The sequence below is a fragment of the Pseudoalteromonas sp. NH0006-46 genome, assembly GCF_057547735.1.
The window spans coordinates 562384-573603 of record NZ_BAAJML010000002.1; the positions used below are offsets into that span (position 1 = coordinate 562384).

9 protein-coding genes and 1 tRNA gene are annotated in these 11220 nt (G+C 39.8%); 6 read left to right on the forward strand and 4 right to left on the reverse strand.

The genetic code is table 11. The features are described from left to right. Positions 1–15 precede the first annotated feature (15 nt). Together pnuC and AC27I2_RS07440 are read left to right on the forward strand one after the other, a co-directional pair. Complete coding sequence (pnuC, locus tag AC27I2_RS07435; RefSeq protein ID WP_008131932.1) at positions 16–639, forward strand: nicotinamide riboside transporter PnuC; 624 nt, start codon at positions 16–18, stop codon at positions 637–639. Between the two features lie 3 nt (positions 640–642). Further along, on the forward strand, positions 643–1449 hold the full coding sequence (locus AC27I2_RS07440; protein ID WP_487203882.1) for a phosphotransferase: 807 nt from the start codon (positions 643–645) through the stop codon (positions 1447–1449). On the opposite strand, the gene AC27I2_RS07445 is transcribed toward AC27I2_RS07440, so the two are convergent. Next, positions 1446–1628, reverse strand: coding sequence for a hypothetical protein (locus tag AC27I2_RS07445; RefSeq protein ID WP_006793710.1), 183 nt, complete (start codon positions 1626–1628; stop codon positions 1446–1448). The genes AC27I2_RS07440 and AC27I2_RS07445 overlap by 4 nt on opposite strands. Before the next feature lie 247 nt (positions 1629–1875). Between AC27I2_RS07445 and AC27I2_RS07450 the strand changes: the two genes are divergently transcribed. The 3 genes from AC27I2_RS07450 to AC27I2_RS07460 all read left to right on the forward strand — a co-directional run bounded on the left by AC27I2_RS07450 (position 1876) and on the right by AC27I2_RS07460 (position 5848). Then, positions 1876–1950 (forward strand) — tRNA-Arg (locus tag AC27I2_RS07450). Positions 1951–2163: 213 nt separating this feature from the next. Beyond that, positions 2164–4380 (forward strand): EAL domain-containing protein, encoded by a 2217-nt coding sequence (locus AC27I2_RS07455; protein WP_487203883.1) that lies wholly within the window; start codon positions 2164–2166, stop codon positions 4378–4380. Positions 4381–4579: 199 nt separating this feature from the next. After that, entirely contained in the window at positions 4580–5848 is a 1269-nt protein-coding gene (locus tag AC27I2_RS07460; protein WP_058405115.1) for a cyclic di-GMP phosphodiesterase, read from the forward strand. Here AC27I2_RS07460 and AC27I2_RS07465 read toward each other — a convergent pair. Next, entirely contained in the window at positions 5808–6131 is a 324-nt protein-coding gene (locus AC27I2_RS07465; protein WP_082653626.1) for a hypothetical protein, read from the reverse strand. The two genes, AC27I2_RS07460 and AC27I2_RS07465, sit on opposite strands and share 41 nt — an antisense overlap. A gap of 284 nt (positions 6132–6415) precedes the next feature. On the opposite strand from AC27I2_RS07465, the gene AC27I2_RS07470 reads away from it, so the two are divergent. Further along, positions 6416–7693, forward strand: a complete 1278-nt coding sequence (locus tag AC27I2_RS07470; RefSeq protein ID WP_138529795.1) for an outer membrane protein transport protein — start codon at positions 6416–6418, stop codon at positions 7691–7693. A 111-nt stretch (positions 7694–7804) separates the two neighbouring features. Here the strand turns inward: AC27I2_RS07470 and AC27I2_RS07475 are convergent, their stop codons facing one another. Next, complete coding sequence (locus AC27I2_RS07475; RefSeq protein WP_487203884.1) at positions 7805–10660, reverse strand: valine--tRNA ligase; 2856 nt, start codon at positions 10658–10660, stop codon at positions 7805–7807. 53 nt (positions 10661–10713) lie between these two features. Next, positions 10714–11160, reverse strand: a complete 447-nt coding sequence (locus tag AC27I2_RS07480; RefSeq protein WP_058405111.1) for a DNA polymerase III subunit chi — start codon at positions 11158–11160, stop codon at positions 10714–10716. Between the last annotated feature and the right edge of the window lie 60 nt (positions 11161–11220).

An 11220-nucleotide genomic window follows, 5' to 3' on the forward strand; every position in this document is an offset into this window, starting at 1 on the left:
CGGTAACAGCACACTATGGAATTTATAACAAAAACCTTAAGCGGTTTTACTGCCATGTCGCATTGGGAATATATTGCGGTTGTGCTATCAATTGCTTATTTATTGTTAGCTATAAAAGAGAGCCTTTGGTGCTGGCCGGCTGCGTTTTTTAGTACACTAATTTACACTATCATGTATTGGAATGGCGCATTGCTAATGGAGTCGTTACTTAACTTTTATTACATGTATATGGCGGTATTTGGCTGGGTAGTATGGCGAAAAGGTAAAGCTAATAATAACAATCTGAGTATTAGTTCTTGGTCAATGGAACGTCATGCGCTGTTAATTATACTTACCTCTATTGCGGCGACAGGCATAGGGTATTTTATGACTAACTATACGCATGCTGATTTTGCCTACTTAGATAGCTTTACAACCTGTTTTGCTGTTGTGACCACTTATTTAGTTGCGAAAAAAATTCTTGAAAACTGGCTGTACTGGATAGTCATAGACGCAGCTTCTATGTATTTATATTACGAGAAAGGCTATTACCCAACGTTAGCGCTTTTTGTGTTCTACACCATTATGGCAGGGTGGGGCTTTAAAACTTGGTACGAAGAATACGAGCAAAGCCAAGCTAAGCCACTCGCACAGCTTTAATTTATGAGTGATTACACTGGGCTTATAAACAAATGTCGTGCGTTTATAGCGCCAAGGGACGTTATTTCACATGTGCCTTTATCACAAGGTTTAAGCAACGAAAACGTCTTAATACACAGCATTCAAGGGAGGTATTTATTAAAGCGTTACAAAGACCATTGGCCAGAAAATGCCTTAGAGGCGCAGCGTATTCTGAGTGCGTCAAATATATGTCCTTCCCCCGCATGGCTTGATAAACAAAACCAACTTGCTGTATTTCATTACTTTGACGGTAGCACCGCAACTGACTTATTAATCGATGATGTTATTAAAAAGCTTGCTGCTGTTCATGCTTACTCGATTGTCACTGAGCCTATGGATATAGCCCAAGAGCTAAACGGCTATAAATGGTCATCTGTGTATATTGAGTATCAGCAAAAAATTAATGCAGCGGTTAACTTTATTGCAGCTATGCCTATTGAGCTTGGCTTTTGCCATAATGATTTAATTAAAGACAATATAATAGTGAATGAGTCAGGCGCATACTTAATTGATTTTGAGTACGCGAAAACAAACGACGTGTATTTTGATTTGGCCGCACTAAGTATTAGTTTTGAGCTCAATGAGCAGGTTGATAACGCGCTATTAGATAGTTACGTTAAATATAAAGATGAACAAGTAGGGTTTGTGAAATCAACGGATAAGCTTAATTGTTATAAGCTTTTGTTTTTGGTTTTAAGTATTGGTTGGTATGAGCAGCGCGACATAAGAGCTCCAGCGAAAAAATTACGCGCGCAGCTGCTAAAATTTAGTGCAGCATGTGGCTTTTAAAGGCCACCAAAACGCGCTGCTAATTCTTTATATTTTGCTACTTCATCTGCATCAAACTGCGGTTCGCCGTTTTCATCCTCTGACTTAGCGATTAATAAACTTTCACGTGCAAGACGTTTTACGCGTTCTTCTTTAACACCTAAAAACTCAGCAACTTGCTCAGTAGACATCAAACTCATTATTACTTCCTCTCATTAAATATTTTTATTTCTGTGACAATGATAGTTAAAATGTTGCTAAAGCGTAACTATTTTTATCGAATATTAATAAATAACGCGTTTTTATAAAATAGTCACATGTTTTCTTTAAAAGTGCCTAATTAATAATCATATAAACTAATGTCGCTAGCATTTGTGTAAAGATGGCTTTATCATTGGCGCATGCTAATACATTGATATCGCGAGTTGATGTGGCGGCAGCAAATGTGCTCTCGTGGTGAAATGGATATCACGTGGCCCTCCGGAGGCTGAGTTGTAGGTTCGATCCCTACCGAGAGCGCCATTTGATTTTTATTTAACCTTGCTCAATACCTTACCTGCATTTTTATATTCCCTCTCTAAGTATTAGCTATCTTGCTTAAATAGGCTTTAGTGCCTATTGTTTTGATTATTATAAATATCTAATTATGCCATTGGTGCGTTGTGTTTGTGCTATTCAAATACATCAACAGGCAAAAGTGTATTAATACATTCGTATTTTTGGGAAATACAGTAAATGGATAGTATTGAGCAGCTTAAATTTGATCTAGAAAAGGCATATGCCAAAATATCTGAGTTAGAAAAAAATACGTGTTTTAATGATTTATTTTTAACTATATTTAACACCTCTCCGGTTCCATTTGTATTGAGTGACGTTAAAAGCACTATAATTCATGCCAATGATGCGTTCGTTAATTTGTATGGTTATGGGGCAAGCGAAACCTCCACATTAGATGCATGGTGGGTCAAAGTACTTCCCAATAATTATTTTCGTGAGTGTGTGCTCCGCTCGTGGCAAAAAAAACGTATCGATTCAGAAAAAATGAATACTCGTTTTGAGCCAATGCAGCTAACTATACAGTGCAAAAATGGGTTTAAACGTACTGTACTTGGCAGTGCCGTCCCCTTACAAAATGGGGGAGCCAGTATTATTTTAAATATTTTTTATGATATTACTGAACTTGAGCATCAAAATGACCAAATACGAGATTTATCCAATGTCATTACTGAATTAACCCTTTCTCTAGAGCAGCAAAAAAAAGAGCTCATACGCGAAAAACAAAAAGCCTCAGCAAACACAGAGCGGTTAAGTTTAGCTATGAAGGGCGCTAACGATGGGCTTTGGGATTGGGATATAGCTAACGAAAAAATGTATTACTCACCGCGATGGAAATCGATGTTGGGCTATGAAGAGGACGAGCTTACAAATAGTTTTGCTACATGGGAAATGCTTGTTCACCCTGACGATCTCGCTCCAACAGTTGCTAAAATCCATTCATTTATGGAATCTAAAACTAAGCACTATGAAGCTGAGTTTAGAATGCGCCATAAAAACGGTAGCTATGTAAATATTTTATCTCGTGCTTTTGTTGTTGAAAGTGAGGAAGGTGAAATTACTCGTTTAGTTGGCACCCATGTAGATATAACGGCAAGGAAAAAATCAGAAGAGAAACTCAGTTACCAATCATCTCATGATTCACTCACTGGTTTAGCAAATAGAAGAGAGTTTAAGCGTTGCGTTGAGCTTTTATTATTAGTACCGGCTGAAAAACGAGTTGATCATGCTTTATGTTACATGGACCTTGATCAATTTAAAGTGGTTAACGACACCTGTGGTCATTTAGCTGGCGATGAGTTACTGCGTCAGCTCGGGTCTTTATTGCAAAAAGTAGTGAGAAAAACAGATGTGGTAGCTCGCTTGGGAGGGGATGAGTTTGCCGTGTTAATGGAAAATTGCTCATTTGATAACGCCCATCGTGTAACTAGCTTAATTCAAAAGGAAATAGAGGATTATAGATTTGTTTGGGAAGGTCGCAGCTTTCGTATAGGTGTAAGCATGGGGTTGATCCAAATTACCGATAAATATGTGGATTTTACAGAGGTGCTAAAGTTAGCTGATGTTGCTTGTTATATAGCAAAGGAGAAGGGACGAAATAGAATTCATGTTCATTATGATGATGACGAAGAGCTCGCAGTGCGCCAAGGCGAGATGCAGTGGGTAAATAGAGTTCAAGATGCAATAGATGAAAACCGCTTTAAAATATACGCACAATTAATTGAGCCACTCGCTTGCGATAAAAATAAACATTATGAATTGCTATTGCGCATGGTCGATAAGCAAGGAGGTATAATTCCTCCGGGTGCTTTTTTACCTCCTGCAGAGCGCTATCAACTGATTGTTAAAGTAGATAGTTGGATGATTGAAAACGCATTTAAGATGATTCTAAATAACCCTAACTTTCTCAAAGGGGTTAATTTCTTGTCTATTAACCTTTCTGGGCAGTCACTTACTAATGAGGATTTTTTAAAATTCGTTACAGAGCAGCTCAAACTATTGGGGGAGCACAGTGTAAAAATTTGTTTTGAAATAACCGAAACAGCCGCAATTTCGAACCTTGAACTTGCTAGTAAGTTTATTACCCAATTAAAAGTGCTAGGGTGCCGCTTTGCACTAGATGATTTTGGTAGTGGATTATCATCATTTGGGTACCTGAAAAATCTCAAGGTTGACTACCTTAAAATAGATGGAATTTTTGTTAAAGATATAGCGGTCGATCCGATTGATCATGCAATGGTAAAATCAATAAACGAAATTGGCCACGTTATGGGTATGAAAACCATTGCTGAGTTTGTCGAAACTTCACAAATTAAGCAAATCCTATTAGAAATGGGTGTAGATTACGCACAGGGTTATGCAGTGCATAAACCGCAGCCAATTGAGAAACTCTTCTAAGTTATAAACACATTTAACTTCCAGCAGCTTGATCAAAACCACTTATCTTATTGTGTTATATATTTATTTAAATGTGTTTTTTAAGTGGGTTATAAGCAATCCTTTATAGTCATTTATTAACGTAAATGAAACAAATGTTAGACTTTTAGAGGTGTAAAATGCTATCTATGGTGTTTAATTACCTATTTTAAAAACCTCTATGCTTATTACTTTACCTATCACTGAACTTGTTCCCGGCATGTATGTCGATAGCGTAACTAAGCAGCATGAAGGTGTTAATGGAATAAAAATAAAAACCAGTGGTTTGGTTCGTGAAAAATCAATAATAAAACGTTTAGCAACAGAAGGTGTGCTTGAGCTATTAATTGATTTTACTAAAGGCGATGCAGCCATTCCTGCTAAGTACAAGCCAACTCCCAAGTCGCCTGCAAAAAATAAAAACTCAGCGCCTACAAAGCTAAATGACCAAACAAATACAAAGTCTACCAAGGTTAAATCAAAACCTGTAAATACTCCTGCAAGTATAACCCTTGAGCAAGAGTTTGCTTCAGCAAGCGAAGGTTACGAGCGCCACAGCAAAAAATTAAAATCGTTATATGGTGATATAACTGCAGGCATGGCCGTCAATGTAAAAGTACTTGATGAAATAGCTAATGAGATAGTTAGCTCTGTTTTTCGTAATACTAACGCTATGACCATACTTACTCGCGTAAAAGATAAGCATAATTATAACTGGCGACACATGATTAACTGCGCCATTTTTACCGCGGTGTTTGCTAAATACTTAGGGTACAAGCAAGGGGTTGTTCAGCAGTTGGCAATGGGCGCATTACTCCATGATTTAGGCCAAGCTAAAATACCGCAAGGTATACTTTCAAAGCCTTCTAAATTAACTGATTTTGAAATGAGTGCGGTAAAAAAGCATGTATCGCAAGGGCTGATATTAGCAAAAGAGGAGGAGGGTGTAACGCCAGTCATGTTGGACATGATAGTAAATCATCATGAACGATTAGATGGCTCTGGTTACCCCAGAGGTGTTGACGAAAAAAAGCTGAGTCGTGCTGCGCGTATCATGGCTATTGTTGATGTATATGATGCGATGACGGCTGATAAGCTATACAAAGAAGGCGATGAACCTATTAATGCATTACGCCATTTGTTGGCTAATAACACGCTATTTGATGCTGAATTAGTGCAGCGCTTTATAAAGTGTTTAGGAGTCCACCCTGTGGGAAGTATTGTGAAATTAACTAACGAGCGTTTGGCTATCGTGTTAGAGGGAAACACCCAAAACCCTATAAAGCCAAAAGTTAAATTATTTTACAATGCAAAGCATAATCATCACGTAACGCCTAAAGATATAGATTTGAGTACTGACAATCAAGAGCTTAAAATTTTAGCGAGTGTAAAGCCGATGGATTATCAAATTAATTTATCTCGTTTACTAAAAGATCATCTGCTCGTTTAGTTTTAGTGCATTGGCGTTTTTGGTTTGCCTGAGCCGATATAAACGCGCCTAAAAAACAACTTCCCATTAGTACCAACCACAACAAAGTGCCAAGCTCTACGTGAAGGGCTAAGCAGCAAAATATGAGCGATACAGCAGCACTTAACATAGCCCCCAACCAGTAACGATTAACAGGGTTATCGCATTGCCCGGCCTGTGTGCATGCGCAGTAATTTGCCTTATAAAAGAAAAATACACTGGCTCCGCAAAAAAGAAGACCCACCATAATTAGAACAATCAGCACAGTTTTAAACCTTTGGTTATTTTAAAAAGAGTTTAAAATGCAGTGTATTTGATGTCAATCTAAATGATAATTAATTACATTTAGAGTAATTGCTCTAATAACATATTTCTTGTCCGATGAGTTTTAAATAGTTGTTAAAATGTAGTTAAAAAACGTGTTTTTTAGGTGTTTTTGGTGTGATCATGAAGTTTTTTTATAAAAATTAATGTAGTGTAGCCGGGTTTTGAACATAAGTAACAACACACATAGCTACCCAAACAGTGAGTTTGGTTAAGGACACAACAATGAAATTTTCTAAAACGCTTATCGCAGCCTCGCTTGCATTTGTTTCAGCTGACTCTTTTGCAGCTGCGTTTCAACTAGCTGAGCAAAACGCATCAGGTTTAGGCCGTGCCTATGCTGGTGAAGCATCTATTGCAGACGACGCGTCTGTTGTTGCACGTAATCCTGCTTTAATGACTGTATTTAAAGATAAGCAACTAAGTGTTGCTGCTATTGCCGTTGTTCCAGATGTGAGCCTTGAAGGCACCGGCACAAACAATGGCATTGACGTGAACGCATTAGATGACGACAGCATTGCTCCTAGCGCTGTTATTCCAGCAACGTATTTCACTATGCCAGTAAACGACAGAGTATCAGTTGGTTTTGGTGCATTTGCTAACTTTGGTCTAGCGACAAAATTTGATGACGATTACGCGGCAGGTCAAATTGCCGGTGAGACAGAAATTGTTACCGTTAATATGAATGCAAGCGTTGCCTACAAAGTAAGCGAGCAGTTCAGCTTTGGTATTGGCTTAAATGCAATTTATGCAGAAGCTAAAATTATTCGTAAGTTTGGTGCATCTGCGTTACCAATCCCTGCCTCAACAGATGCAGTAAACCTTGAAGGTGACGATATTGGTTACGGCTTAAATGTTGGTGTAATGTACCAATTAGACGAAAACAGCCGTTTTGGTTTTAACTACCGCACAGAAACTGATATCACGTTTGAAGGTGAATACTCAAACGAGCTACCTTCTGCATTTATTCCTGGTGGATTAGACGGACAACTTGAACTTCCTGGTTCGGTTGAAATCACGCTACCTGCTATTGCTGAGTTTTCTGGTTCGCACCAGTTAGATGAAAAACTAGGCCTACACTACAGTGTTTTGTGGACTGGTTGGAGCAGCTTTGATTCATTAGAAGCGCAAGTAACTGCGCCTACGGGTGATAAGTTTAGCGCATTTGAAAAAACAGAAGACTTCTCTGACGCGCTTCGTTACTCAGTAGGTACTGACTACCAGTACAACGAAAACCTGTTGTTGCGTGCAGGTATTGCGTTTGACGAGTCACCTGTATCACAACAGCATTTATCAATCTCTATTCCTGATACAGACCGTTTTTGGTTCTCTTTTGGTGGTAACTATACGATTGATAAAAACTCAAACGTTGATCTAGGCGTAAGTATTATTCGTGGTAAAACACAAAACTACACTGAAAAAGACAACTTAGGCTCGCAGTGGTCTTTTGAGTCTAAAGGTCATGCTACGCTTATTGGCGCGCAGTACAACTACACGTTTTAATGTAGGAGTGCCTTGTGGTTAATCACAGGGCACACAAAAGCCGCTCACTTATTAAAGTGAGCGGCTTTTTTAATGCCCATTAAATGATGTTAATAGGCATTTTATGAAAGTTTATAAGCTTTCTATTTTAGTTTTTTGCTCAAGTAGCTTAGTTTTAGCATCGGTGAATTCAGCTAATTTAGCGTTTTCTTTAGCAAGTACAGCCTCTGGTGCGTTGTTTACAAACTTTTCGTTCGCTAGTTTGTTTTGCACTTGTGCTAAGCCTTTTTCAGCTTTTTCAAGTTGCTTATTAATACGTGCAAGCTCGGCTTCAACATCAATTAAGCCCGCCATGGGGATCATAATTTCAAGGTTGCCAACATAAGAGGTTGCACACGCAGGTGCCCCGTCTTTGTTTTCAAGCATTGTAAACTCTTCAAGTTTAGCCAATGATGCTAAGAATGATTTGTTCTGCTCAATGCGGCGTACATCATCGCTTGATGCGTTGGCAAGTAACACGCTAAGCGGTTTACTTGGGCTAATATCCATTTCACCACGAATATTACGAATCGCTAAAATGAATTGCTTAACCCACTCTAAATCGTCCATCGCTTGTGCATCAACACTTGCTTCATTATAAACAGGGAAGCCTTGTACCATAATGCTAGTGCCTGCTGTTTCAAGGCCTGCAAGTGGTGCTACACGTTGCCAAATTGTTTCTGTGATGTATGGCATCATTGGGTGCATTAAACGCAGTAAGCTTTCAAGCACGGTAATTAGCGTATGGCGTGTACCGCGCTGTTGTGCTTCACTGCCTTTAAATAATACGGGTTTAGTTAGCTCTAAGTACCAATCACAAAATTGATTCCACGTGAATTCGTAAAGCGTGTTAGCAGCTAGGTCAAAGCGGTAGTTATCAAGGTGCTCTGTGTAGGTTTTAACGGTTGCTTCGTATTGGCCTAAAATCCAACGATCAGCAAGTGAGTACTCTTTTTCAGCATCGCTTGCAAAACCACAGTCTTGCTCTTCTGTGTTCATTAATACGTAACGGCTTGCGTTCCATAATTTGTTACAGAAGTTACGGTAGCCTTCAAGGCGGTTCATATCCCAGTTAATATCACGACCAGTAGATGCCATCGCAGCAAGGGTAAAGCGAAGTGCATCGGTACCGTGAGCTTCAATACCATTTGCGAATACTTTGCGGGTATCTTTTTCGATTTTTGCAGCAAGTTTAGGCTGCATCATGTTGCCAGTACGCTTTTGTACTAAGTCTTCAAGCTCAATGCCGTCAATCATGTCTAGTGGGTCAAGCACGTTACCTTTTGACTTAGACATTTTATCGCCGTTATCGTCACGTATTAAGCCCGTTACATACACGGTTTTAAACGGCACTTGTGGCTTGCCGTTTTCATCTTTTATAAAGTGCAGCGTCATCATGATCATGCGCGCAACCCAGAAAAAGATAATATCAAAGCCTGTTACCAACACGTCAGACGGGTGGAAGGTTTTTAAATCATCGGTATTTTCTGGCCAACCTTGCGTTGAGAACGTCCACAGTGCAGATGAGAACCACGTATCAAGTACATCTTCGTCTTGGCTTAGCGCAACATCATCTGCAATGTTGTTATCGCGGCGCACTTCTGCTTCGTCGCGACCAACAAATACGTTGCCTTCGCTATCGTACCAAGCTGGAATGCGGTGACCCCACCAAAGCTGGCGTGAAATACACCAATCTTGTACGTCGTTCATCCACGAAAAGTACATGTTTTCGTATTGCTTAGGTACAAATTGGATGTCGCCGTTTTTAACTGCGTCTTTTGCAGGTTCAGCAAGTGGCGCAACACGTACATACCATTGGTCGGTTAGTAGTGGCTCAATTACTACACCAGAGCGGTCGCCGTAAGGAACGGTTAGGCCATGGTCTTCAATTTTTTCAAGTAGGCCAAGTTCTTCAAATTCAGCCACAATTGCTTTACGTGCAGCAAAACGGTCAAGGCCATGAAAGCGCTCAGGAATTGGCGCATCAAGTTCAAGCTCTTTACCGTCAAAGGTGTATGTTTCACCTTGCGTTAAAATTGCGGCGTCCTTATCGAAAATGTTTATCATCGGCATTTGATGACGCTTACCTACTTCATTATCGTTAAAGTCGTGCGCTGGGGTTATTTTTACACAACCCGTGCCTTTGTCTTTATCGGCATGTTCATCAGCAACAATTTTAATACGACGATTAACGATAGGTAATAAAATGTCTTTACCAATTAAATCTGTGTAGCGCTCGTCATCTGGGTTTACTGCAACACCAGAGTCACCTAGCATGGTTTCTGGACGCGTAGTAGCCACTATAATGTAGTCTTTACCGTCTTGTGTTTTAACGCCATCAGCTAGTGGGTAGCGTAAGTTCCACATGTGGCCTTGTTTGTCTTTGTTTTCAACTTCAAGGTCTGAAATAGCAGTGTGTAATTTAGGATCCCAGTTTACTAAGCGCTTACCGCGGTAAATTAGGTTTTCTTTATGAAGGCGAACAAATACTTCTTTAACTGCTTCAGATAGGCCATCGTCCATAGTAAAACGTTCACGATCCCAATCAACCGATGCGCCAAGACGACGAAGCTGCTTGGTAATTGTGCCACCAGATTCGTTTTTCCACTCCCAGATTTTATTAATAAAATCTTCGCGGCCTAAATCGTGGCGTGTTTTATCTTCTTCAGCATGCAGTTTACGCTCAACCAACATTTGCGTTGCAATACCTGCGTGGTCAGTACCTACTTGCCATAATGTGTTGTTACCTTGCATGCGCTTAAAACGCGTTAAGGTATCCATTATTGTATCTTGGAAGGCGTGGCCCATGTGTAAGCTACCCGTGACATTTGGCGGCGGGATCATAATTGAATACGGTACGCCTTGGCCAGATGGCTTAAAGTAGCCTTTTTGTTCCCAGTCTTGATATAGAGACTGTTCAATATCTTGCGGATTGTAGGTTTTATCCATTACACAGAACCTTAAATAAGTACTTAAATTAGTTGGTTAGTTTGCCAGAGTGGCTAGCTATTAATATCTTGCGTGGTGAGATTGGCACCGAGTTGGCGTAGCTTTTTAAAACGCTCGCGGGCTGCTTGTTTAGCAGCAGGTTCTACGGGGACAAAATCAAAAACTTGGTTAAATCGACGAATATAATCCGGTAATTGGGTGGCCAAGTTTATTAAAACTTTTCGGTTGCCAACAGGTGGCGTAATACCAATTTCTACAGGGGCTCCGCCTTTGGGGCCTTCACCTTGTAAATTGTGTGGTACAAAACTGTCTGGGTCGAATGCCCAAATTATTTCATCAATGGCGCAGGCGGTTTCGTTGTCGTTTACACAAATAAAGACACGTTGCCCATTTCGATACTGATCGGCTGCAACTTGTGCAGCCAAAGCAAAATGATCATCAGCCTGAGCTTTAGACTCATCCTGTTGCTTTAGAACGAAAAATTTAGCGTTCATGTTCATTGTATCGGGCTTTCCCATGACATTGAATGTGTACTAGGTTAATACACATAAATTAAGAGG

What these genes read in the sequence shown, in the direction of transcription:
- pnuC (WP_008131932.1), top strand. Translation starts at nt 16, where the DNA reads ATGGAATTTATAACAAAAACCTTAAGCGGTTTTACTGCCATGTCGCAT.
- AC27I2_RS07440 (WP_487203882.1), top strand. Translation starts at nt 643, where the DNA reads ATGAGTGATTACACTGGGCTTATAAACAAATGTCGTGCGTTTATAGCG.
- AC27I2_RS07445 (WP_006793710.1), bottom strand. Translation starts at nt 1,628, where the DNA reads ATGAGTTTGATGTCTACTGAGCAAGTTGCTGAGTTTTTAGGTGTTAAA.
- AC27I2_RS07455 (WP_487203883.1), top strand. Translation starts at nt 2,164, where the DNA reads ATGGATAGTATTGAGCAGCTTAAATTTGATCTAGAAAAGGCATATGCC.
- AC27I2_RS07460 (WP_058405115.1), top strand. Translation starts at nt 4,580, where the DNA reads ATGCTTATTACTTTACCTATCACTGAACTTGTTCCCGGCATGTATGTC.
- AC27I2_RS07470 (WP_138529795.1), top strand. Translation starts at nt 6,416, where the DNA reads ATGAAATTTTCTAAAACGCTTATCGCAGCCTCGCTTGCATTTGTTTCA.
- AC27I2_RS07475 (WP_487203884.1), bottom strand. Translation starts at nt 10,660, where the DNA reads ATGGATAAAACCTACAATCCGCAAGATATTGAACAGTCTCTATATCAA.
- AC27I2_RS07480 (WP_058405111.1), bottom strand. Translation starts at nt 11,160, where the DNA reads ATGAACATGAACGCTAAATTTTTCGTTCTAAAGCAACAGGATGAGTCT.